Source organism: Sporosarcina pasadenensis (assembly GCF_047228845.1).
Classification (GTDB): Bacteria; Bacillota; Bacilli; order Bacillales_A; family Planococcaceae; genus Sporosarcina.
This window is the reverse complement of sequence record NZ_JBFEGM010000006.1, coordinates 28,450-52,572: the sequence shown is the minus strand read 5'-3', so window position 1 is coordinate 52,572 and position 24,123 is coordinate 28,450. Positions and strand designations below refer to the sequence as shown.

Genomic DNA, 24,123 nt, shown 5'->3' with positions numbered 1-24,123 from the left:
CGTCAGTACCTCACTTTCTTTTCAAGCAGGATGGCTCCGCCTGCGAATAATACAATTGAAACGATGGCGTATAAAGTTGAACCAGCGAAAGGTCCGAACCCATGCCAGATCGTCTCCATAATGCCCCATAGGATCGATCCTATGAAAAGAATGATAAGCATAGCAATTGCCACCAACCAGCCAATCCTCAATGCAAAAATCTTGTAAATCACCCAAACCGGCAAACTTGCAGAAATGGCAAAGACTGTAGTCAATAACACTTTTAGCAAATTCGGCCATTCTGGAATAACTCCCACAAATCCCCCGATGAAGTACGTGACAAGTCCTATGCCGCTCCAAATCAGGTTAGATGCCCCAACCAATAGTAAAGCCATCAACATTTTAGCCCCCAAAAGCTTCCCTATTGAAGCTGGAGAATGCAGCCATATATCCTGTCGCTTCATGTCCGTATTAAGACTATGGACAAATATTAACGCACCAAAATACATGTGCAAAAACGAGAACATATTCGTAATCTCTATAAGATCAAATTTGCCCCCCACTGCCAAGGGAGCAAAACTGGAAGCTGCAATGACGATAATAAACACGATTAATGCTAGAAAAGTATACCTCATGAACAACCATTCTTTTCTTAATAAACCATTAAAGCTAGTCATAGCTTCACCTGCTTATCGATTAAAGTTACACCTGCTAAGAATAGTGCAACTGCAAATAGCGCAGCAGACATGAGTTCACCCGTATACACAATCGTGTCGGTGTAAGCGAAGTATCCATACTCTATTTCAATCGTCGGGTTTTTAATTGCCATGAAATCGATTTTGCCAAACTGGCTAACCCTCTTGTAAATGCTTGAACTGATGACTTCCCCATACACTCTGATCGACAGGATGAACAAGATAAGCGTAATGACAATAGAGAACCCCTTTACAAACCTTTTGAACATTTGATCGAGCACGATGAAGAAAAAGCCGACAACCATGTACATGATGGATCCTAAGAAGAGGAAACCTATGAACACGCTACCGAAAAACAACAGCTCCTCAAACGTTGTAACCGTTGGCTGCATGAACGCATATCGGATGGCGACAACTGCTGTTGGTATGATTAGGCTTCCTGCACCGATGAAAGCAGCCATCGTCATTTTTGCCCCCACAAGCGTCGTTGTCGTCGCCGTCGAATGAAGCCACAAGTCCGGTCGTTTCATTTCCCGATTGAACATGATCACAAATGAAATGACGGGCACCAAACTTCCGAAAGCCGCAGCCATAAAACAAACGACCATCGTAATCTCAAAAACGGTAATGGCATCCGCCGCAATCACCCCGGCAAATGTCGGCAGAACGAACAACCCTGTCACCATCAGGATTGCCAGTATTAACAGCTGCCATCTCCACTGGATCCATTCCTTCTGCAATAAACCATTCCACTGTTTCATATGTTTATCCCCTTCTGTATTGGTGTATTAGTTACATAGTACACCACCATATGCTGGAATGTAAAGGGAATTGAATGAATTCTTCGAAATGAATTAAAAGTCCTTGTTTTACATCTAGAAAGTATTGTGCTGCCTCCGATAAAGGAGTGCGTGGAGTTATCAATCATTTCCCAAGTGTTATCGTTCATTTCCCGGAAGATATCGATCATTTGCGCTTGGTTATCGTTCATTTCCCAAAAGATATCGATCATTTCCCGAGTTTTATCGTCATTTCAGGACTAATGACTCACTAGCAAACTATTCTTCAAACCGTAATATTATTTTAAAACTTATATAACTTTTGTTTTATCATAAGTTTAGGTTATGCATTTCCTTCCAAATCCCGTCATAGCTTCTCTAGACAAACTCATCTACACTGGAGATAACAATACAAAAGGGGCGATTGAACATGACTGAATTTCTTACCGGCATCGACCATATCCAAATCGCGGCACCTCCTCAATCGGAAGAACAGGCACGCGAATTTTACGGCGACCTGCTCGGAATGAAGGAAATCCCGAAGCCCGAAAACTTGCAAGCTCGCGGAGGTTGCTGGTTCAAATGCGGCACGCAGGAAATCCATATTGGCGTCCAAGCCGATTTCACACCGGCAAAAAAAGCGCATCCCGGCTTCACCGTAAATGCGCTTGAACAATTGCAATCCCGCTTGGAATCAGCCGGTTACAAAATTTCAGAAGAACCTCCGATTGCAGGGCGTGCCCGCTTCTTTACACACGACCCGTTCGGCAACCGTATCGAGTTTTTGGAGTTTGATTAAGACACGATAATATCCTTCTCCTGCTGATCTAGCCGCTTCAATTCTTCCATCGCTTCATAGCGCTTCCGCCGCAACTGGTCCTGCACGCGGCGGACGTCGTGGAGCACGACATTCAGCTTGCCTTTCGCATCCGTGATCCGCGAATGCACCGCCCAGTCGGAGAAGATATTATCAAAGAAAATATCTGTAAATGTGAAAATGTCGTTTTGATTTACATTGAACGATTCCGTCGCGGCATTTTGGACGTCCATCAATTCCGTTTCATAATGGCGAAGCGCCCGCTGTGCCCGGTGCACAAGGTCATCCGAGCTGTTCATTTCCGAATATTTCAATGCTGAAACGATGAGCCCGCCACCTAAGAACGTATCCCACATCGACAGCCCTTCCGCGTTTCCTAGCTTATCGAGCGCAGCATCCAGCGTCCGTTTCGCTTTGTCACCCGCTTCATACGCCTCATCAATTTCCCTCATTAACGAACGGACACGCACCCGATCATCGGCAATTTTCTGCAGCGTGCCATTCGCCACCGTATCGTTTTGCCGGATCCACGCCTCTTTTTCCTTCAAGAAGTCCGTCCAATCCTCGTCCACATAAAGGAAATCGTCGCGTTTCATCTCTGCCCGCAACCGTCCAACTTCCGCTTCCAAATCCGTCACCGTCTTTTCGGCTTCGTTATATTTCAGCTCGACCTCCGCGACTTCATTGATCTCCTTTTCCATCTGCTCATCCCATTTGCCCGTCCACTCTTTGATTTTATTCGCAAATGAAAATTTGCCCAACTTGACAACATCCTGCTGCTCCTTCGATAGCTGCCGGTGAAGGCGATCGCGCAGCCGAACCGCTTCCTTATATTGCGCTTCCGCACCTTCCAACCGCCGCTTCATCCGGTTCCTTTCATTCCGGAGCATCGTCAATTCCATTTGCCGATCATGGATATTCGCTCTCATCGTGATCACTCCTTTCTTTATATACGGAGTTATTCTTTTTAAGTTTCACACAAAAAAACCGCCCTATCCAGGCGGCTTTTCGTCAATGTTTAATTTCCCTGCGCAGTTTCCGGTGATTTCGGCGGGCGGGGCCTGTTTCGGCTAACCGTTTTTCCGCTTCGGTTTCCGGATAAACGCCCGGCACCGGTGTCGGTTTGTTGTTTTCATCCATCGCAACCATTGTCAGGAATGATTCCGTCGTCAGCTTTTTCTCTCCCGTCAACAGATCCATCGAATGCACCGTTACGAACACTTCCATTGAAGTGCGCCCCGTCGAGCTGACGACCGCTTCCAGTTCAAGGATGTCCCCTACTTTCGCGGACGACAGGAAGTCGACCGAATCGATGGAGGCCGTGACGGCAGCAGCCTTGTTCGAATGTTTCATCGCCGTTATGGCAGCAATTTCATCTATGTACGCCAGGACCTTGCCACCAAAAATCGTCTGCATATGGTTCGTGTCCGGCGGTAATACAAGTTTCGTTGTAATTGTTCGTGATTGACTCATCGGTCGTTGTTCCATAATTGCATCTCCCTCTCGTTACTCTCTTCCAGTATAACCACTTCAAAAAGGGTTGAACAAGCTCACTCGAATAACATGAGGGAATAAGGATGTGTGAATGAAAAGCGTCCTTCCTGCTTCACGCTTTCCTCCACAATCCAACCGCCTTCCATCACATACACCCGGTCGCATAAATGCTGCACGACCTTAAGGTCATGGGAGATGAACAGAATCGCCATACCTGTCTCCCGGTTCAACCGCTGGATGAGCTCGACAATCTCCTTTTGAAGTAAACGATCCAAATTGGACACGATTTCATCGCAAATCAAAAGCTTCGGTTCTACAAGCATCGAGCGCAGCAAGTTCACCCGTTGCCGTTCACCGCCACTAAGTTCCGAAGGACGCCGTTCCAAATGTTTTTCTTTCAAGCCAACCTTGCCTAGCATCTTGCTTATATACACATCACGATTGCCTTCCATCGACCGGAGAGGCTCCTTCAAAATGTCGCGGACCGTCCAGGAAGGGTTCATGGCGGCGGTTGCATTTTGGAAGACGATTTGGCAGGAGGCATAGAAATCATCCGCTCCCATGAATGACATCCTACCTTCATCCACCGGCTCCAAACGCATGATGAGCCGCGCCAACGTACTTTTCCCGCTGCCGCTTTCGCCAACGATTCCGACGAGCTCACCGTCGCCTACAGACAAATTGATGTCGTGGAGAACGTTTTTCCTTCGTTTTCCTCTGCCATAGCTTTTCGATAGATGTTCAACTTTCAACAAATTTCTACGCCCCCTTTCCTAAAATCGGCTATCCAGCAACCGCTTCGTATACTCATGCGTGGGCCTTACCAAGACATTTGCAACTGCACCCGTCTCAACGATTTCGCCTTTCCTCATGACAATCATTTCATCCGCAGCGTCAGCAACGACATCCAGATCATGGGTAATGATCAACACTGTCGTCCCCCTTTCATTCAACAGACGGAGCCATTTCAGAAATTCCTTTTGCACGACTTTATCGAGTGCGGACGTCGGTTCATCTGCTATGAGCAAGGCTGGTTCAACATACAGTGCGCAAGCAATCATGCACCGTTGCAGCATGCCGCCCGATAATTCGAATGGATATCGGTCCAGTATGTCTGCAGACAAGCTCAGCTTTCCGAGAATCTCCTTCATTTCCTTTCGAAAGCTAGCTTGATCATCCCCGACCCTTCCTGCGGAAAATGCAAACAGCTGTCGATCCATCTTCACGCTTGGATTGAAGCTGTTCAACGCATCTTGAAAGATGGTGAAAAAATCCTTTTTCCGCAATGCCGACATTTCTTCATTCGTCGCGTTCAGCAAGTCCAAGCCATTGAAACGCAGTTCCCCGGAAGCACGCGCACCTGCCGGCAACATCCTTAGCATTGCCGCAACCGTCATGCTTTTCCCGCTGCCGCTTTCGCCGATCATCGCTGTAATTTTCCCTTTCGGAATAAAAAACGAGCTTTTCTTCACCACAGTCGCACCATTGATGTCGATTGATAAATCTTTTGCCTCAAGCATGGAACCGCCCCCTTCCTGGATCCTTCAACGCTTCGCCGATGAAGTTAATGGAAAGGATCGTTATGAAGATTAGCAATCCAGGGAATACCCCGATCCACCAAGCTCCTATCAATAAATCATTTTGGGCATTGTACAACATATTCCCCCACGATGGCACCGAAGGAGGGATGCCGACTCCAAGGAAACTGAGCGACACTTCGATGAATACCGCTCCTGCCAAATTGAAGATTGTTACGACGAAAAGCGGTGGCAAACTATTGCGTAACAGATGCCCCGTAATGATTTTCCATACCGGTGTGCCGAACATTTTCGCCATCTTCACATATTCCGCATCCTTCAGCCGGATGAACTCCGAGCGGACGATCCGGGCCGTCGTAAACCAGCCCGTAACGCCGATGATGAACGTCATCCCCCACATGCCTCCTTGCATGATCGCCTGGAACGCCAAGACGAAAATAAGGGAAGGGATTGAGATAAGCGCTTCCAGTATCCGCATCATGGCACTATCTGTCCACCCGCCGACATACCCGCTAATTCCTCCGTAAACAACGCCGATAACGAACGATATCACTACCGACAAGCCCGCAACTGCCAATGTCACTTTTCCGCCATGCAATAAACGCGAAAAGACATCCCGGCCGAGATGGTCCGTCCCTAACAGATGGCCCTCTCCCGGAGGCGAATATACTGCATCCAAATCCATTTTATTCACCGGTTGTGTTGCTAGTAGATCCGAACAAAGCGTCAAGGCGAGGATCAAGCCGAGAAGCGAGCACCAGAAGACAAGTTTCTTCCTTGATTTCATCCGCCCAACTCCCCTTTCCGAAGCTTCGGATCCAGCATGTACATGAGCACGTCAATGACAAACAAGCTGATGACGACAATCAGGCCTGTCAGCATGATGCCGCCCATCAGCAGTGGATAATCCTTCACCATGACGGATTTCACGAGCATTTGGCCGAGACCCGACCAGGAAAACAAAGCTTCCACAATGACGGAGCCGCCGAAAAACGAAGGAATTGTTATTCCGAGATAGTTTAAATAAGGGATAAAGGCATTCCGCAAGACACCACGTCTAATTTCATTCTCTTCCACTCCGTTTGCCCTTGCTGCCATCACATAATAGCTTCTGATCTCAGTCTTGACACTTTCTTGTAGGAAGCGTGCGTACAAGCCGACATGTGTCAACACGATGACGGATGCAGGCATGATGAGATGCTTTATTTTATCAACAAAATCGCCATCCCCACCTAGGCTTCTCGTTCCGGACGACGGCAAGATACCAAGCGTGACAGCGAATATATAAATGAATAAAATTCCAAGCCAAAACGCCGGGATGGAAGAAGATGCAATGCTGAATGCGGACAGGCCCCTGTCCAGCAACGATCCGGGTCTCATGCCCGCCGCCATTCCTAGCCAGATCGATCCGATAATAATGAAAAACATCGATGCACCGAACAACAGCAACGTATTCGGCAACCGCTCCCCAAGAATCGAAGCGACCGGACGTCCCTCTTTCGCGGACATGCCAAGATTCCCTTGCACCGTCTCCTTCAACCATGCCCCATATTGGACAATCAATGGACGATCAAGCGCAAAGGCCTTGCTGATTCGCTCTTTTTCTGCAGCGGTCAACGTTTGAGCATTGCCCCCGTAATACGCCGTCGCGGAGCTTCCCGGACTTGCATGCATAATGAAAAAAGAGAGGAAGCTCACGATGAAGAGGACGAGTGCCCCCAACATCATGCGCTTCCCAACCCATTTAACGGTCATTCCACTTCCACTCCTCGACGTTCCAAAGGAAGCCGGAGCCGTGATGACCTAGCGTACGCTCCTTCACGCCTTCGATATTTCCGTGAACGCCATAAACTGCATTGACATAAGCGATAAATGCGAATGCCGGATCGTTCGCCAATTCTTCTTGGAATGCCATATAGCTTGCTTGCCGTTCCTTCTCATCCATTGATAAACGACCTTTTTCAAGCAATGCATCCACTTTTTCATTCGAATAGCTGCCGTAATTATAACCGGACCCCGTTAAACTCGATTCCGCCGAATGGAACAAGATGTACGTATGATGATCCGCGTCATACGGACTGCCCCATCCGATCATGAAAGCATCTGTCTCTTCAATCGTGATAGCGCTCCAGTCAAGCGCCGCCACGTCGACATCCGCACCGATTGACTTGAATCCCTCGGCAACATAATTCGCCATATTGACACGCACAGCGTCTGATGCAGGCGCCGTAATCGTGAAGCTCAGCTTCTGGCCATCCTTATAACGGAAGCCGTCGTCCGCCTTTTCCCAACCTGCTTCATCCAGCAATTGTTCAGCTCGCCCGACGTCATAGCTGTACTTTTCAATGTTCTCATTATGAAAGGCATGCTTCTGAAGCGGCGAATATGCCTCTTCCCCGAATCCCTTCAAAATCCCTTTCACAATTTGAGCCCGATCGATGGCGAAACTGAATGCCTGCCGAACCCGTACATCTTGCCACAGATCGTTTTGCATATTGAAAAGGATTCCGCGGTAGTCCGCAGTATCGATATTGTAGATCTTCACTTGATCCCGCTTTTCCAATTCACCGACTTGCACCGGATCCAGCAAGGCGATATCGACCTCGCCTGAAGCCAATTGCAATGCCCGCACATTGCTGTCAGGGATGAATTTGAAAATGACTTTCTCGATAGACGGCTTCGTGCCATGAAAATCCTTATATGCTTTCAACGTCAAGCTGTTGCCTCGATCCCATCGGTCGAATTCATACGGACCTGCACCGATTGGATGGCTATTGAAGTCCGCCGTCCGCATATCCACGCCGTCAAACGCGTGCTTCGGCAAAATCGGCAATGTCAACTTATCCAAAATCGGCGTGAAAGGACGTTTCAGCTTCAGTTCGAATTTGTAGTCATCGATTTTTTTCAACGACTCCACTTCAATGAAGTCAGACTTCAGGAATGAAGCATTCCTGTCATCCAAAACACTTTCGATCGTAAAGATGACATCATCCGCAGTAAGCGGTTCACCGTCGTGAAATTGGATGTCCTCCCTCAATTTGAAAGTATATGTTAGCTTGTCATCCGACATGTTGAATGTCTCTGCAATGTCAGTTTTCGGTTCATTGTTTTCATCAAAACGGAATAGCCCGCGGAAAAGAAGCGCGTCCACATTCGTCTCCTCAAGTATCGGATTCAGCCCATCGAACTCGGCTTCCGAAGCATAGATGAGGCTGTTTTCCTTCACGGCGGACGACTCTTTTTTCCCGCATCCGGCGACGGCGACGAGCAAAAGCATACCGATTATAACTATCATTAATTTACGTTTATCCATAGTTTCCCCCGTCTTAAATGAGTGCTGCCAGCTCGGAAAATACCCGTTTCATTTCCTGCTGCAGTCTCCATTGATTCACCCCTAGAAAACGGCAATGCACCGCATTTCCCGCTAACCTTGTCACGCCAGCTCTTAATCCGTTACCAACATTCATTGCTTCCTGGATTGCCCGCAGATCGATTTCATCAGCCTGTTCCGAAACGAGCCAAATGGATCCGACATACAATGCCTCTTCAAGTAAACCAAGCCCATTGAGATGCAGATTCTCCGGGACGAAATGAAGGCTGTCAAAAGCGAGCAGCTCCTCTTCGACGTAGATCTTCATCATTGATTTTAATGAAGAGAAATCGAATACTTCCCCACGCATCTCCCGACCTGGTGCGATGATCTCACCCCAAAGCAAAGTAGCGCCTTTCGCGAGACGGATTGTCGTTTCCATCTGGAACTTGGAATCCGCGAATGGGATGATGACTTCAGGCATCCATTCAAGACGCGCCTCTTCAGCAAGCTCTACGTCAATCTTTTGCACACAAGTTTCACCTGTATGCGACCGGTACACTTTCAATGCTGATTGCTGGATGATTCGCGCCTTGCTGCCAGGTAAAAGCCGGATGGATATATCATTGCGGTCGCCTGCCACCATGCCGCCAGACGACTCCATCACATAGACCGTCGCCGTAGGGTCATCGCCTTCGTATAGCTCACGGCTCGCCTTCAAAGGAGGCTGCTGGAATACATGCGGCATCCGGGTATAGCCTCTTCTTGGCTCAAACACCATATCAAGCTTTCCGTTATGGTGCCTCCGTGCCACTTTACTCACCACTTGCTGTTCCCGCGCCTTCTAACAACATGTTCCGTTTGATCCAATCGACGATCTGATCGACGTTTTTCCGTGTCCGGACATCCGCCAAGACGTAAGGACGGCCGCCTCTCATCTTCTTCACGTCACTCTCGTACAGTTCAAGATCAACGCCGACATGCGGTGCAAGGTCCGTTTTATTGACCAATAAAAGATCGGATCTCGTTAACGCTGGACCGCCTTTTCTTGGAATATCCTGTCCTTCCGCAACGTCGATCACGTAGATATACCCATCTACAAGCTCAGGGCTGAATGTTGCCGATAAGTTGTCCCCGCCGCTCTCAACGAAAACGATATCTAGATCTTCGAATCGTTCCTTCAACTCATCAATCGCCGCGAAGTTCATGGAAGCATCTTCACGGATCGCCGTATGCGGACATCCGCCAGTCTCCACACCAAGAATCCTATTTTCACCCAACACACCGTGTTTCATTAGGAATTGAGCATCTTCGCGTGTATATATATCATTCGTAATAACTGCTACGTTATAGTCTTCATGCATTGCACGGGTCAATGCGTCGACGAGCGATGTTTTGCCCGATCCGACGGGACCCCCGATTCCAATACGTACTGGTTTCATATATAGAAACGCCTCCTGTCATGAAATGAATAATCTTGAATGTAAATATTCGTGCTTCATCGATGCAAGCTCGATGCCAAGTGCATTGTTGCTAATGTCCGCTTCCTGCAAACCCGCGACAATCCCGGCAGCTACAACGACCTTTTCGGCCAATTGATGCATCGCCTGCACGCCTGTGTTTTGCCCGAACGGCACTGCACGCACTGCGTTTGTGACGAGCCCGTTCACCGATGAGAATAAATATGAAAGGACGGCATAATGCGCATCGACATCATTGACAGCGCAATAAATGCCGTAAAGGATCGCATAATGTCCTTTTATTTCATTCGCACCGATTCGGTTTTTCCACTCGTCAAAAAAAGCATCCTCGACGAGCGGGGATACAGTTTTGATGAACTGCCTGCCCAAATTGACGCTTGCATCCCTGGATTCTTTAGCGAGCTTGATCGCCCCGCAAAGGTTTTCCAAGTGCAGCAGCCGGTCGACATCCCGATTCTTCGCTGCCTTATGCGCTTCCTGTATGAGAATCGCATCGCCATATACGAGATTCTGATGAAGGAAATTTGAACAAAAAGCAATCAGCTCTTCCTTCGTCCGAATTTCATCCTCTTGGATATATGTCTCCATCCCGTAAGATTGTGTATACGTGCCGATCGGGAATGCCGAATCGTGGATTTGAAGCAGCCGTAAAAATTGTATATCAGTGGGAATGGCCACGGTATTTGAAAGGTTGCTTGAATCGTCGTTCTGTCGTCTCATACTCCACACCCACCTCATTCAATAATGGCGCCAACGTGTGATCTGCGCGGACGACAATTTCATCCTGTTCGATCAAAGCAGGGGTATGGCGATTGCCAAGTTCGAAAGCGGCCTTACCCATTTCGACCATATTCTTTGGCCGGATGACGATGACCGGTTCCATTTTCGTCCGGATCGCAATGCAACGTTCGTCGTCTTCGAATAGCAGGTCGCCGTATTGCAACGGCTCTTCCTGATCGATTCGCAATGCGACATCCGTGCCTTCTGTCGTCTCCGTCCGCAAAATCCGCTTGCTTAATTCTTCCCATTCCAGTTCGACCCATTCGATGCGTTTTCCTGGAATTTCTGCTGCATCACCGATATTGCCTATGATTTTTTCTATTAGCATCTTGCATTCTCCTTCTTTGCAAAGACTCTAGTTCAAGTAAGTTAACATCCAGACTCCGGGGGCCAGGGGCTCGGATCATAAGGCAAAGCCGCTTCGTGGAAAAACCGTCCCACTGCGCGTCTTCGCCTTATGTCTGTCGCCCCTAGGCAGGCACCCTCCGCTTTAGAATAGGAAATACCTCTGTGCCATAGGTAAAACATCGACTGGTTCGCATGTGGCGAGTTCTCCGTCGATTTTCACTTCGTATGTCTCCGGATCTACATCGATTACTGGCATTTCGCTATTATGCTTCATGTCCGCTTTAGATACGTTTCGGCAATTTTTCACCGTTCCGATCATCTTCTTCAGTCCGAGCTGTTCCGGAAGACCTTCTTCCACCGCAATTTTCGGTAGGAATGTCATAGAGGAATTTTGTGGGCCTTGGCCGTGGTAGCCGTACATCCGGCGTCCCATGTACGGTTGCGGCGTCGGAATCGAAGCGTTCGGATCTCCTGTTGCTGCGTACACCGCAATTCCGCCTTTAATGACAACTGATGCCTTGATGCCGAAAAATGCAGGTTCCCATAAAACGATATCCGCCAATTTCCCTTCCTCGATAGAGCCGACCTCATGCGAGATTCCTTGGGCAATAGCAGGGTTGATCGTATATTTTGAGATATAACGTTTGACGCGGTAATTGTCATTGTCTTTCTCTTCATCTTGCGGAAGAGGGCCGCGCTGCTTCTTCATTTTATCCGCCGTCTGCCACGTCCGGATCGCCACTTCTCCTACACGGCCCATCGCCTGGGAGTCGGATGACATAATGCTTAAGATTCCGAGATCCTGCATAATGTCCTCAGCCGCGATTGTTTCTGGACGAATACGCGAATCTGCGAAAGCGACGTCTTCTGCTACATCGCGTTTCAAATGGTGGCACACCATGAGCATGTCCATATGCTCATCGATCGTATTGACAGTAAACGGCTTTGTCGGGTTCGTCGATGCCGGCAATACGTTCGGCAATGACGCCATCTTCAACTGGTCCGGCGCGTGTCCCCCGCCAGCTCCCTCCGTATGGAATACGTGGATGACCCGTCCATTGATCGCATTGATCGTATCCTCTACGAAGCCAGCCTCATTCAACGTATCGGAGTGCAAGGCGATTTGAATATCATATTCATCCGCCACTGACAAGCTTTGATCCAATGCATGTGGAGTTGCTCCCCAGTCCTCATGCACCTTCATGCCAATTGCGCCAGCCCGGATCTGCTCAACAAGCGGCCCTGGAAAAGCGGCGCTTCCCTTCCCGAAAATACCTATATTCAACGGAATGTCCTCAATTTGCTGAAGCATCCGATGCAAATGCCATTTCCCCGGCGTCACCGTAGTTGCAGTGGAACCTGCCGCTGGGCCTGTCCCACCGCCGATGAATGTAGTCGTTCCGGCATTCAACGCGACATCGACCTGTTGCGGACTAATGAGGTGGATATGCGTGTCAATTGCACCCGCTGTTGCAATCAAACCTTCTCCCCCATACACTTCCGTACCGACACCGATGATCATACCTTGATCGACACCGTCCATCGTATTTGGGTTCCCGGCCTTACCAATACCGACGATCCTTCCGTTCCTAATCCCGATGTCCGCCTTGACGATTCCTGTATGGTCAATAATTGTGGCATTTGTAATAACCGTATCGAGCACACCATCTTCAGCAGTCTTTTCGCCGTTCTGTCCCATCGATACGCGAAGGGATTTTCCGCCGCCAAAAATACCTTCGTCTCCATACGTCGTATAATCTTTTTCAATTTCAATCCACAAATCGGTATCCGCTAAACGGACCTTGTCACCCACAGTCGGGCCGAACATTCTTGCATATTGCTCGTGTGTAATTCTCACTTAACTGTCAGCTCCTTTAAATCCGCCATCCGACGCCTTCTCAACAATTTCATCCTTTTTGTGAGTGGAACCTTCCGTCAAATTATTTAAACCGAATACGTGGCGCCTTCCGCCAAACTCGACAAGCTCCACTTCCTTCTCTTCGCCCGGCTCAAAACGTACAGCGGTACCGGAAGGAATATTCAAATGCATTCCGACCGAATCTTCACGATCGAATTCAAGAAATTTATTAACTTCAATAAAATGGAAGTGAGACCCGACTTGAATCGGACGATCACCTGTATTCGCAACAGTCACCGTCTTCGTTTCACGTCCCACATTGATTTCAATCCACCCATCAGCCGGTTTGATTTCTCCTGGTTTCAAACGAAAAACCCCCTCTATTTATTGAATTGGATGATGCACTGTGACTAGTTTTGTCCCATCAGGGAACGTACACTCGATTTGTACGTCCTTCACCATATCTTCGACGCCTTCCATGACATCGTCAACCGTCAGCAACTGCTTACCTTCACTCATCAATTGCCCAACGGACTTTCCGTCACGAGCACCTTCCATAATAAAATGGCAAATATAAGCCACAGCCTCGGGATAATTCAACTTCACCCCGCGCTCCTTACGCTTGATAGCGAGCTCTCCAGCCACATGCAACATAAGTTTTTCCTGTTCAACTGGTGATAACCTCAACGAAAAACACCCCCGATTTTTAATCAGACATTTTAGATAACTATAGGCAGTATTCTACTCTTGCTACCTATTCTATTCAATTTTTTAGATTTCTTGTGTCATGCAAGGACATGCATTAAAGGACGTAGCTCGTCCGAAATGATTGGGACCTGGCAAGAAGCAGGTCGAAAGAGGGAAATGGGGAATTGCAACGATACTATTATAAGATAACGGAATTTCCTTGGCAACTTTAACGGAAACCGGTAATTTTTTCTGGGGAATTAACAAAAAGTCGTCTTGAATAAATCAGGACGACTCAAAATGTAGACAAAGTCGTTCTTTGACTTTGTCTACACGCAATTTTAGGGTTAATTACGCCTAATAGACATATCCCTCAACCTGATTGAAAACGCTTGTCATCCTAGGCGCGAAGTGGAGCGAAGACGCGAATAGAACTAAAGTTCATGAGCGGACGAGCGACACGAGCAACAACGGATGCGAGCGTTTGTCAACAGGCTGAGTCGTCCTGAATAAATCAGCACGACCCTACCGGCACCTTCGCCGCATCCGCGCGCTTTATTACTTCCTCGTCATGCAAGTGGCAGGCGACGAAATGCCCTTCTTCCTTCTCGAGCCATTTCGGCTTCAACTCTCCGCAGACCGGCATTGCATATGGACAGCGTGTCCGGAAAACGCAGCCGGACGGCGGATTGATCGGGCTCGGCAGCTCGCCTTGCAACAGAATCCGTTCCCGCGACTCTTCGATATCCGGATCCGGAATCGGGATTGCCGACAGAAGCGCTTCCGTGTAAGGATGCAACGGCTTGTCATAAAGCTGCGCGCTCGTAGTGAGCTCCACCATATGCCCTAAATACATGACACCGATCCGGTTTGAGATGTATTTGACCATCGACAAATCGTGCGCGATGAACAAATACGTCAGTCCCTTCTCCCGTTGCAGCCGTTGGAGCAGTTTAACAACTTGCGCCTGCACAGACACATCGAGCGCGGAAATCGGCTCATCCGCAATGATGAATTCCGGATCGAGCGCGAGCGAACGGGCAATGCCGATACGCTGCCGTTGACCGCCGGAAAACTCATGAGGATAGCGGTTTGCATGATCACGATTCAAGCCGACGTCCTCGAGCAACTCATTCACACGTGCCCGCATTTCCGCCTGCGTCTTATACATTCCGTGAATTTGCATCGGCTCCGCGATGATCTCGTATACAGTGGAACGGGGATTTAATGAGGCGTACGGATCTTGGAAGATCATCTGCATCTTCTTTAGAAAGCGCTGCCGTTCGCTGTCGGTCATCGTATGGACGCTGCGCCCTTCGTACAGCACCTCGCCGTCCGTTTTGTTGTACAAGCCCAGAATCGTCCGTCCCGCAGTCGATTTGCCACAGCCCGATTCGCCTACAAGCCCGAACGTCTCCCCTCTGAAAATGTCGAAACTGATGCCATCGACTGCCTTCAACTTCAACCCTTTTCCTACGTCAAAATGGCGTTTTAAACCCTTTACGGATAAAATCACATCTCCAGCCATTCAATTTCCCCCTTCATCGTCGCCATATCGGCGGACTGCACATAGTTCCCGCTCAAGCTTCGAACCTTCCAATTTCAATAGCTCGATTGATTGCCCTGTCGACGGAGAATGCAGAAGCAATCCATTGCCGTAATAGAACCCGACGTGCCGGACATTGCCTTTCCCTTCATCATTCGCAAAGAACAATAGATCTCCTTTTTCCCATCGCTCCGGCTTATCCATCGGCACTTCCTCACCGCTTTTCGCTTGGTCCCCGGCATCCCTTGGAATGAAATGCCCGCAAGCCTTCAGCATATTGTACGTGAAGCCCGAACAATCAAAGCCGTATGAGGACATGCCGCCCCAGAAATACGGAAGATCCAAATAGGCAAGTCCCTCTTCGACAGCCGCAGACGCTTTCCGCTTTTTGAATTGGTGGACGGAAGGTGCCCGCATGATATCCGTTTTCAGCACCAACGCCTCCCCATCCGGCGTCTCCACGTGGAAGTGGTCTTCGCTTTCATCGGTCATCGGCAGAATCGTATTGAACGGCACGATCATGAGCGGCGTCCCGTCCGGATTCCATAATTGCGATTTTGCGACCGCCACTCTCACGAATCCACCGGCTTCCGCTAATCGAGCCGACTTTTTCAATTGATGCAACGGCACCCATCCCGGATAGCCTCGTTCATCTTTCCTTGACGGCTGCCATACCGCAATGACCTTCGCCCAATCGCCCTCAATTTCGTCGACGATGACCGGCTCGCCATACAAAAGTTGCGTCTGCACCCGATTGCCATTACAAAGATCGAGCCGTTGTTCATAAGCAAGCTTCTCAAGCCATTTATTCAGATGAAGCGGATTGGAAACACCGTCTGCGTCCACTTCCCGCGCGGATTCCGGCGAAGTCCAGACCGTCGCGACCGGTACTGCACACGTATACATATTCACTGTCAACTCCGTCATTTTCCTGCCCCCTTCCCGATCAGTTCCATTCCTTCCTGATCCAATCCGAGCCCCGTCCCTTCAGGCAACCGGATGACCCTTCCTTCATAGACGATTCCCCCAGCGACAATATCCTCCGCAAGCATAAGCGGCGCATCGAAATCGAATCTCGTAATGTTCGGCTGGCTTGCAGCCAAATGGGCTGCTGCGGTAATGCCGAGCTTCGTCTCAATCATGCTTCCGACCATGCATTCAACCCCGTACGTTTCGGCCAGCGCATTGATCTTCAACGCCTCATGGATCCCGCCAGATTTCATAAGCTTTATGTTAATTAAATCCGCTACCCGCCGCTCCAAAACACGGAGTGCATCTTTCGGTGAAAAGACGCTCTCATCCGCCATGATCGGCGTGATTGTATGATTCGTCACATACAGAAGCCCCTCGATATCATCCGCAGGCACCGGCTGTTCAATCAATTCGATATCGAGTCCGGCGTCTTCCATCTTACCGATCGCAAAGACTGCCTCTTTCGGTCTCCACCCTTGGTTCGCATCAAGCCGAATTTTAGGATCTTTCCCGACCCTTTCCCGAATCGCCCGGATACGCTCGATATCCTCGCCAATATCCCCTATGCCGACTTTCACTTTCAACACATTGAAGCCGTCAGCAATGTAACGCTCCGCGTCATCCGCCATTTCGGCCGCGTCATTGACACTTACCGTGAAGTCAGTTTCGATTTTCTCGCGGAATCCGCCGAGCAGTTGATAGAGCGGCAATCCCGCCAACTGGCCAAGCAGATCATGGATAGCCATGTCGACCGCGGCCTTCGCACTTGTATTGCGGACGATCGACCGTTTGAGCAGGCGGAAGACCTCCTCGCGATTTCGGACATCCACCCCTATCAATAGTGGCGCAATCACTTCTTCAATCGTGTATGTAATGCTTCCGAGGGAGTCGCCTGTAATGACGTGGGTCGGAGGCGCCTCCCCCCAACCGATACGCCCGTCTTCACTCGTTATCTTGACGTAGATTGCGTACGCCGTAGTCACCGTTCGGAGTGCTGTTTTAAACGGCTTTGTCAACGGCACGGCGACAGGAATTGTTTCGATTGATCGGATGCGCAATCATTCCACCCCCGGCAAAATCGTCAATGTCTTTTTGTCAGCATCCAGCTTCGCATCGACCCCTAGGGGAATCGCGAAATGCGGCTCGCAGTGGCCTATCTTGAAGCCCTCCACAACCGGCTTCCTTAAATCACCTAGATAATGGTGGAACACTTCATCCAACGACAAGGTATTCTTTTGTTTCTTCGGTTCTGCGTCTGAGAAATCCCCGATGACGATGCCCGATGCATCAGCAAATTTGCCTGCCATGCGCAATTGGTTTAACATCCCATCGATTCGATACGGTTCCTCGCCAATGTCTTCAATGAAGAGCAGCTTGCCCTTCGTATCGACTTCGAATTTCGTCCCGATCGTGTCCGCGAGCAGCGATAAATTGCCTCCGACAAGTTCGCCTTGCGCAATGCCCCCGGCAAGCGCGGTCAATGGGGAAATTTCTTCCGAATAATGAATTTCCATCGGTTCGAACAGCTGTTGGAACATTTTTGCGGATAGCTCATGGAAAGTATCTTTTCCGACGCAAGATGCGAGCATCGGGCCATGAAAGGTGACGAGATTCGAATATAAACCTATTGCGGTGTGGAGGAATGTTATGTCGCTGAATCCCCAGAACACTTTCGGGTTTTCCCGGATCAGTTGCAAATCCAATCGATCGGTGTAGCGTGCAGACCCGTAGCCGCCCCCCGCGCAAATGATGCCGCTGATGGACGGGTCCGCGAACATTGCTTCCAAGTCCTTCAGCCGTTCATCATCCGTCCCCGCCAAATAGCCGTTAACATTTTTCACATGTTGTCCGAATTTCCATTTCAGGCCAAGCTGCTCCAAGAAAGCGAGCGAGCGTTCAAGATTTTCTTGATTCGGAGGGCTAGATGGCGCAACGATTCCAATTGTATCCCCCGGTAGTAGCCTTTTCGGTCGTATTCTCAATTCCCTGCACCTCTTTCAATCAAAATCATAGTAATGACGCATAACTTCATCCAAAAACGCATAAACGCATTGAAATGCGCATAAATCTTTACAATCACGCATATCTACGCCGATACACGCATAAATCATGGCAATTACGCATTACCGTGCCGATATACGCATAAAACGCTGCATCCACGCATAAATGGCCCAAAATCACGCATAACTCTGTCCAAATACGCATAATTGGAAAATCGCGGCGCCATGACGGACACCGCGACTTGTGCATTAGTTCTTATCTGCGTATTTCAAGTCGACGTAGCCGACAGGGTGGCGCAGGATTCCGGAAACGCCCGGTTTTTCAAGTGATGTCGAGTTGTAGAAGTATAGTGGGAATACAGGCATTTCATCCATTAGAAGTGTATCGGCCTGTTTCAGCAATTCCCAACGTTTGTTTTCGTCTGTTTCGTTCTTGATGTCCGCGATCAGCTTATCATAATCCGCGTTTGACCATGTTGTACGGTTCATGGAAGAGCCGGTGATGAAGCTTTCAAGCGCGTTCACAGGGTCTGCATAGTCATGCAGGAAAGAGGAACGGGACATTTGGTATTTGAACTCTTTTTGCTCAGAAAGGAAGACTCCGCTTTCCACGTTTTGCAGCTCAGCGTCAACTCCGAGCACTTCCTTGAATTTGGATTGAAGTGCAATGGCGATGTTCTGATGTGATTCACTCGTATTATATGAAAGTGTTATTTTAGGAAGCTCCGTATAGCCTTCCTCTTTCATTCCTTCTTCCAAGAGTTGTTTTGCTTTTTCAGGATTAAAGGAAACGAGGTCGCCTACGGAATCACGGAATTCTTTGCCGTCCGGCCCGATGAATCCGTATGTGACGAAACCGTGTGCCGGCTTTTCACCATTTTTCGTTACAAAATTGACGATTTCCTCTTGATCGACCGCATATGCGAATGCTTGACGGATCTTTTTGTTCGTGAATGGTTCCATTGAAGTGTTGAAGCGGTAGAAATATAAGCCCGCTTGGTCATCGATGCGAAGTTCTTCGCTGTCTTTCAATTGGTCCGCGATTTCAGACGGTACGCCTGTCACGTCCAATTCATTCGCTTGATACATTTGATATGCTGTCGTTGTGTCGTTGACCATCGCCCAGTGGACTTTATCCAACTTGACTGCATCCGCATCCCAATAATGTTCGTTCTTTTCGAATTCAAAGCTGACGTCATGATCCCATTTGCTCAGTTTAAATGGACCGTTCCCTACGAATGTTGCAGCTTCCGTGTGCCAAGTAGGATCAGCAGACGCCACTTTTTCGTTGATTGGGAAGAAGCTTGGGTTTGTAATGATGTTCAAGAATGCTTCGTTCGGTGAAGTCAATTTAACAACAAATGTTTTTTCATCTTGTGCTTCGATAGCGATGTCATCTGCAGAGCCTTCCCCGTTATTGTACGCTTCCGCTCCTTCGATGAAGTACGCTAGGAATGCTGCTGGTGATGCTGTTTCCGGATTCAACATATGCTTCCATGCGAATACGAAATCTCCCGCTACGACCGGATCGCCATTCGACCATTTTGCGCCATCACGGATCGTGAATGTATACGTCAATCCATCTTCGGAAATATCGATTTTTTCAGCTGTCGCCTCGACCGCTTTATGGTCCTTATCCAGGCGTGTCAGACCTTCCATAATATTGTTAAGCGCGCTCCAAGACACTGCGTTGAACCCGATAGACGGATCGAATGATGTCGGCTCCTCCCCGTTATTCATTAGAAGGATTTTCTCCTTGGATGCCGCCTCTTCTGTCTTGCCTTCTTCTTTTCCTTTATCCGTAGACGTAGTGTCGGCGGGTTTTTCCTTATCCTTGCCCGCGTCCTTGTTTGCGGTACATGCCGCAAGTACGAGCGCGAGCATTGCCACCATCAAAAATGTTAACCATTTCTTCATTCCAAAAGCCCCCTTTGTTTGTATATGACTTGCAAAGCACTTTCGTGCGAAAAACCTTAATTGTGGCCGAACAATTTCTTCGCCCGCTCATCCTGCAGCCAGCAATCGACGGCGTGCGTATTGGACAAGTCGGTCGTCGCCGGGTAGATGCGATCACATACTTCCATGGCAAACGGACATCTTGCTGTGAACGGACATCCGATCGGCGGTGCGAATAGATCCGGCGGCGTCCCTTCGATTGGTTGAAGCTCCTCCTCCTTCAGATCGAGCCGCGGAACGGAAGCGAGCAACCCTTTTGTATAAGGGTGTTGCGGTGTGTAAAACACTTCCCGCTTTCCCCCTATTTCAATGACTTTCCCCGCATACATGACCGCAATCCGATCTGCGATTTTTGCAACGACGCCTAAATCATGTGTAATGAGAATGATCGAAACACCTGTTCTTCCCTGAATTTCCTCGAACAGCTCTAGGATCTGCGCCTGGATTGTCACGTCCAGAGCAGTCGTTGGCTCATCAGCAATGAGCAGTTCAGGCTCACAGATCAGAGCAATCGCAATGACGATCCGCTGACGCATCCCACCGGAAAACTGATGGGGATATTGCCTCATCCTTTCCTCGGGATTTGGGATGCCGACCACTTCCAGCAGCTTGATTGCTTTTTCGCGCGCTTCGGCTTTACTAACTTTTTGGTGGGTCCGCAATCCTTCCGTCAACTGCTCCCCAATTTTGAGGGTCGGATTCAAAGCGGTCATCGGATCTTGGAAGATCATCGAAATGTCGACCCCTTGCACTTTCCTCATGTCGGATTTATCGAGCTTCGTCAAATCCTTCCCTTTAAAGAGGACACTTCCGTTTTTAATGCGTCCCGCCGGTTTAGGAATGAGCCCCATAATCGTATTCGCGGTGACGCTTTTACCACATCCCGATTCCCCGACAATCGCAAGCGTCTCCCCTTTATACAGGTCGAACGAAACGCCGCGAAGAGCCTGCACTTCCCCTCCGAATGTCTTGAATGACACGTGCAGATCCTTGACGGATAGCATGACATCCGTAAACGTTTTCGTGCGCTTGCCCAATCGGTCCGGTTCCGGAGCGACTGCGGTTCCGCCTTGATTTTCATCTATCGGTGCATATTTTCTATCTTCCAATCCATTCACCCCCTCAGTTTCGGATCAAGTGCGTCTTGCATACCGTCTCCGAGGACGTTAAATGCAAACATAGTCATTGATATAAAGAACGCAGGGAAGAATAACCTCCACCAATGTCCTGACAGGATGACCGGCAACGCGTCGTTCGCCATGACTCCCCAGCTCGCCACAGGCGCTTGGATTCCAAGCCCGATGAAGCTTAGGAAGGCTTCCGCGAAAATCGCACTCGGCACTGTCAATGTCATTTGGACAATAATTGGTCCCATCGTATTCGGAAGCAGATTTTTCCGTATGATCCTCGGTGTTTTCGCTCCGAATGATTTTGATGCAGTGACAAATTCATAGTTTTTGATTTGCAGCACTTGTCCTCTGACAATCCTGGCCATCCCGACCCATCCAGTGATCGTGAGTGCGACGATGATTGTCGTCAAACTCGGACCCATGATGACCATTAATAGAATGACAACGAGCAAATGTGGAAGCCCGTAGAGGATTTCAATGATTCGCATCATGACAGTGTCTGTCCTGCCGCCCTTATAACCACTGATCCCGCCGTAGATGATGCCGATGAAAAAGTCGATTAACGCCGCAGCAACACCGACGAACAGCGAAACGCGGGCGCCGTGCCAAGTTCTCGTGAAGACGTCCCATCCTTTGTCATCCGTTCCAAACCAATGGTTCGAAGATGGCGGCAAATTTTGGTTTGCATATTGAGTCGTCTCTAAATTATGCGGCGACAGGATCGGAGCGAAGATTGCAAATAACGTCAGGATAATTAAGAACACCAAACCGCCCATCGCCATTTTATTCTTACGTAATCTGCGCCAGGCATCCTTCCAATAGGAAAGCGACGGACGCACGACGGATTCCGCTTTCTCTGCATCCTTGCCTTTCGGTTTGAACCATTCATCCGGGGCTTGCACCTTTTGCTGATGACTAACCATCACGCATCACCTTCCTTTCGGTGAAGTTTAATGCGCGGATCAAGGAATCCATAGACGATATCTACTAAAAACAACATGAATACGAGGAACGCGCTATAGAATACGGTCGAGCCCATGATGACCGGATAGTCCCGGTTATTGATGCTCTCGACGAAATATTTTCCCATGCCCGGTATTGCGAAAATCTTTTCGATGACGAAAGTTCCCGTCAAAATCCCCGCAAGCATCGTCCCCATGATTGTGACAATCGGCATTAATGCATTGCGCAACGCATGGCGAAGTACGATGCGTACCGGTGATAATCCTTTCGCCCTCGCCATCTTCATATAATCCTGCGTCAGTACTTCCAGCATGCTTGACCGTGTTAGACGCGCGATAATTGCAGTCGGACCCGTTGCCAGCGCCAATGTCGGCAAGATCATATGGAGAGGGCTGCTCCATGTAGCTGGTGGGAGGAGACTCCAGTTGACCGCTACCTGCTGGATCAACACCGTCGCCAATACGAAGTTCGGGACGGATATTCCGATAACCGCGAACGCCATCGCCGCATAATCGATGAGGCCGTTATGCCGCAAGGCGGCAAAGGTGCCTAATGTAATCCCTGAGAGGACTGCCACAAGGATGGTGACCATTCCTAGCTCGAATGATATCGGAAAGCCTCTCGCCAGCAATGTGTTCACCGACTCGTTCGGCTTTTTAATGGAAGGGCCGAAGTCAAATGTTGCAATCGACTTCAAATAATGTGCGTATTGTACATGTGTCGGTTGGTCGAGCTTATAGAACTTTTCCAAGTTCGCCTGGATTGTCGGGTTCGATGTCCGCTCTTCGTCGAACGGCGAACCAGGTATTGAATGCATCAAGAAAAATGTCAACGTCGCGATAATGAGGATTGTCGCAATCATCATGAAGAATCTTTTTACTATGTAAATTGCCATGCGCCACTCCCCCTTAGCAGAACTTTGTTTGCATTGCCAACTCGACCATGACGAGCATCGCCCGGTACGCTTCTAATATATCTTTCGCTTCAAATTTCACGATTGTAGTCCCTGGCTCGATTTCACATCCAGGCATGAGCGCGGCCCATTCCGCTTGACCATAATTCGTTAATTCGATGCGCAACACCGGGTTTGCCGGCGGTGTGAGCGGTTTGACCGTTGAACGCTTGACAATCGCCTCTGCAGTCTTCTCTTCTAGTAATGCATGCGCTTTCGTCGGATGCAGTGTCTTCACGGCTGAACGGGATATCGACTGCTTGACTGCCGCAGTCACTACCCCAGGAATCAATTCCTCCGCCTCCTTACAGGCACGGTCGTCCCCAGCGACCATGATGACAGGAACACCGTAATAACCGGCTACATATGCGTTCAATCCGAGCTCACCTATCGCCACGTCATTGATATGCATATTCCTTACGCCGAATGTCATCGAATGGCTCATGACACCCGGTTGGCCAGCCCTTGCGTGGTATCCCGCAAATATGGCACCGTCGAACGATTCATCTAGCGCTTGCACCATGGAAAACGCTTTCAAATCACCAGTTATCAAATCTGCATCTGGATGCAGCTCCTCCACGAGCAGATTGTTCATTTTAGAATGGCTATCGTTCACGAGAACTTGTTCAGCTCCTTGTCCGATCGCCGCACGTATGATTGCATTTGCTTCCTCTGTCATAATACGCCGAGCACGTTCATAATTATGTCTCGCCGAGTCGACAAACGTGTAATCGGGCAGTCCCGTAATCCCCTCCATATCAACGGATACATAAATCTTCAATTCTATTTCCCCCATCTCTTTATCTCTCTGAATTGATTGTCTTGTCTATTAATTGGT

Annotated in this window: 26 protein-coding genes; 1 reads left to right on the top strand and 25 read right to left on the bottom strand. The window is 49.0% G+C overall.

The genetic code is table 11. The features are described 5' to 3' along the window. Positions 1-2 precede the first annotated feature (2 nt). Both AB1K89_RS09645 and AB1K89_RS09640 read right to left on the bottom strand, forming a co-directional pair. Entirely contained in the window at positions 3-656 is a 654-nt protein-coding gene (locus AB1K89_RS09645) for a hypothetical protein (RefSeq protein WP_413054563.1), read from the bottom strand. Continuing rightward, positions 653-1,435: a hypothetical protein gene (locus AB1K89_RS09640; protein ID WP_413054562.1), complete on the bottom strand. Its 783-nt coding sequence runs from the start codon at positions 1,433-1,435 to the stop codon at positions 653-655. Before AB1K89_RS09640 ends, AB1K89_RS09645 begins: the two co-directional genes overlap by 4 nt. 448 nt (positions 1,436-1,883) lie before the next feature. On the opposite strand from AB1K89_RS09640, the gene AB1K89_RS09635 reads away from it, so the two are divergent. Next, entirely contained in the window at positions 1,884-2,252 is a 369-nt protein-coding gene (locus tag AB1K89_RS09635; RefSeq protein WP_413054561.1) for a VOC family protein, read from the top strand. Here the strand turns inward: AB1K89_RS09635 and AB1K89_RS09630 are convergent. From AB1K89_RS09630 to AB1K89_RS09520, 23 genes are all read right to left on the bottom strand, one after another. Then, entirely contained in the window at positions 2,249-3,199 is a 951-nt protein-coding gene (locus tag AB1K89_RS09630; RefSeq protein WP_413054560.1) for a hypothetical protein, read from the bottom strand. The genes AB1K89_RS09635 and AB1K89_RS09630 overlap by 4 nt on opposite strands. A gap of 82 nt (positions 3,200-3,281) precedes the next feature. Next, positions 3,282-3,758 (bottom strand): acyl-CoA thioesterase, encoded by a 477-nt coding sequence (locus AB1K89_RS09625; protein ID WP_252504826.1) that lies wholly within the window; start codon positions 3,756-3,758, stop codon positions 3,282-3,284. Positions 3,759-3,820: 62 nt separating this feature from the next. Next, entirely contained in the window at positions 3,821-4,519 is a 699-nt protein-coding gene (locus AB1K89_RS09620) for an ABC transporter ATP-binding protein (RefSeq protein WP_413054559.1), read from the bottom strand. Positions 4,520-4,537: 18 nt separating this feature from the next. Next, positions 4,538-5,284 (bottom strand): ATP-binding cassette domain-containing protein, encoded by a 747-nt coding sequence (locus AB1K89_RS09615; protein ID WP_413054558.1) that lies wholly within the window; start codon positions 5,282-5,284, stop codon positions 4,538-4,540. Further along, positions 5,277-6,089 carry an ABC transporter permease gene (locus tag AB1K89_RS09610; RefSeq protein ID WP_413054557.1) on the bottom strand — a complete coding sequence of 271 codons (813 nt, stop codon included), beginning with the start codon at positions 6,087-6,089 and terminating at the stop codon, positions 5,277-5,279. Before AB1K89_RS09610 ends, AB1K89_RS09615 begins: the two co-directional genes overlap by 8 nt. Then, positions 6,086-7,057, bottom strand: a complete 972-nt coding sequence (locus AB1K89_RS09605; protein ID WP_413054556.1) for an ABC transporter permease — start codon at positions 7,055-7,057, stop codon at positions 6,086-6,088. The genes AB1K89_RS09610 and AB1K89_RS09605 overlap by 4 nt, the downstream gene beginning before the upstream one ends. Next, positions 7,047-8,615, bottom strand: a complete 1,569-nt coding sequence (locus tag AB1K89_RS09600; protein WP_413054555.1) for an ABC transporter substrate-binding protein — start codon at positions 8,613-8,615, stop codon at positions 7,047-7,049. The genes AB1K89_RS09605 and AB1K89_RS09600 overlap by 11 nt, the downstream gene beginning before the upstream one ends. Before the next feature lie 13 nt (positions 8,616-8,628). Then, on the bottom strand, positions 8,629-9,435 hold the full coding sequence (locus tag AB1K89_RS09595) for an urease accessory protein UreD (protein ID WP_413054554.1): 807 nt from the start codon (positions 9,433-9,435) through the stop codon (positions 8,629-8,631). Further along, complete coding sequence (gene ureG, locus AB1K89_RS09590) at positions 9,428-10,054, bottom strand: urease accessory protein UreG (RefSeq protein WP_413054553.1); 627 nt, start codon at positions 10,052-10,054, stop codon at positions 9,428-9,430. The genes AB1K89_RS09595 and ureG overlap by 8 nt, the downstream gene beginning before the upstream one ends. A gap of 18 nt (positions 10,055-10,072) precedes the next feature. After that, entirely contained in the window at positions 10,073-10,813 is a 741-nt protein-coding gene (locus AB1K89_RS09585; protein WP_413054552.1) for an urease accessory protein UreF, read from the bottom strand. Beyond that, on the bottom strand, positions 10,755-11,201 hold the full coding sequence (locus tag AB1K89_RS09580; protein WP_413054551.1) for an urease accessory protein UreE: 447 nt from the start codon (positions 11,199-11,201) through the stop codon (positions 10,755-10,757). Before AB1K89_RS09580 ends, AB1K89_RS09585 begins: the two co-directional genes overlap by 59 nt. A gap of 162 nt (positions 11,202-11,363) precedes the next feature. Continuing rightward, on the bottom strand, positions 11,364-13,079 hold the full coding sequence (ureC, locus tag AB1K89_RS09575; protein ID WP_413054550.1) for an urease subunit alpha: 1,716 nt from the start codon (positions 13,077-13,079) through the stop codon (positions 11,364-11,366). Continuing rightward, positions 13,080-13,445: an urease subunit beta gene (gene ureB / locus AB1K89_RS09570; RefSeq protein ID WP_252504836.1), complete on the bottom strand. Its 366-nt coding sequence runs from the start codon at positions 13,443-13,445 to the stop codon at positions 13,080-13,082. Between the two features lie 18 nt (positions 13,446-13,463). After that, entirely contained in the window at positions 13,464-13,766 is a 303-nt protein-coding gene (gene ureA / locus AB1K89_RS09565) for an urease subunit gamma (protein WP_413054549.1), read from the bottom strand. Between the two features lie 514 nt (positions 13,767-14,280). Next, complete coding sequence (locus AB1K89_RS09560) at positions 14,281-15,294, bottom strand: ABC transporter ATP-binding protein (protein ID WP_413054548.1); 1,014 nt, start codon at positions 15,292-15,294, stop codon at positions 14,281-14,283. Continuing rightward, the gene (locus AB1K89_RS09555) at positions 15,295-16,239 is read right to left on the bottom strand and encodes a C40 family peptidase (protein WP_413054547.1); all 945 of its coding nucleotides are present in this window, start codon (positions 16,237-16,239) and stop codon (positions 15,295-15,297) included. Further along, the gene (locus AB1K89_RS09550; protein ID WP_413054546.1) at positions 16,236-17,342 is read right to left on the bottom strand and encodes a mandelate racemase/muconate lactonizing enzyme family protein; all 1,107 of its coding nucleotides are present in this window, start codon (positions 17,340-17,342) and stop codon (positions 16,236-16,238) included. Before AB1K89_RS09550 ends, AB1K89_RS09555 begins: the two co-directional genes overlap by 4 nt. Next, entirely contained in the window at positions 17,343-18,266 is a 924-nt protein-coding gene (locus tag AB1K89_RS09545) for a S66 peptidase family protein (RefSeq protein WP_413054545.1), read from the bottom strand. Between the two features lie 267 nt (positions 18,267-18,533). Further along, a complete protein-coding gene (locus AB1K89_RS09540) occupies positions 18,534-20,201 on the bottom strand; it encodes a peptide ABC transporter substrate-binding protein (RefSeq protein ID WP_413054544.1) in 1,668 nt (555 codons plus the stop codon). A 56-nt stretch (positions 20,202-20,257) separates the two neighbouring features. Further along, complete coding sequence (locus tag AB1K89_RS09535) at positions 20,258-21,244, bottom strand: ABC transporter ATP-binding protein (RefSeq protein WP_413054727.1); 987 nt, start codon at positions 21,242-21,244, stop codon at positions 20,258-20,260. A gap of 110 nt (positions 21,245-21,354) precedes the next feature. Continuing rightward, positions 21,355-22,293: an ABC transporter permease gene (locus tag AB1K89_RS09530; protein WP_413054726.1), complete on the bottom strand. Its 939-nt coding sequence runs from the start codon at positions 22,291-22,293 to the stop codon at positions 21,355-21,357. Beyond that, positions 22,293-23,228, bottom strand: a complete 936-nt coding sequence (locus tag AB1K89_RS09525; protein ID WP_413054543.1) for an ABC transporter permease — start codon at positions 23,226-23,228, stop codon at positions 22,293-22,295. Before AB1K89_RS09525 ends, AB1K89_RS09530 begins: the two co-directional genes overlap by 1 nt. Before the next feature lie 13 nt (positions 23,229-23,241). Continuing rightward, entirely contained in the window at positions 23,242-24,066 is an 825-nt protein-coding gene (locus AB1K89_RS09520; RefSeq protein WP_413054542.1) for a M55 family metallopeptidase, read from the bottom strand. Positions 24,067-24,123 lie beyond the last annotated feature (57 nt).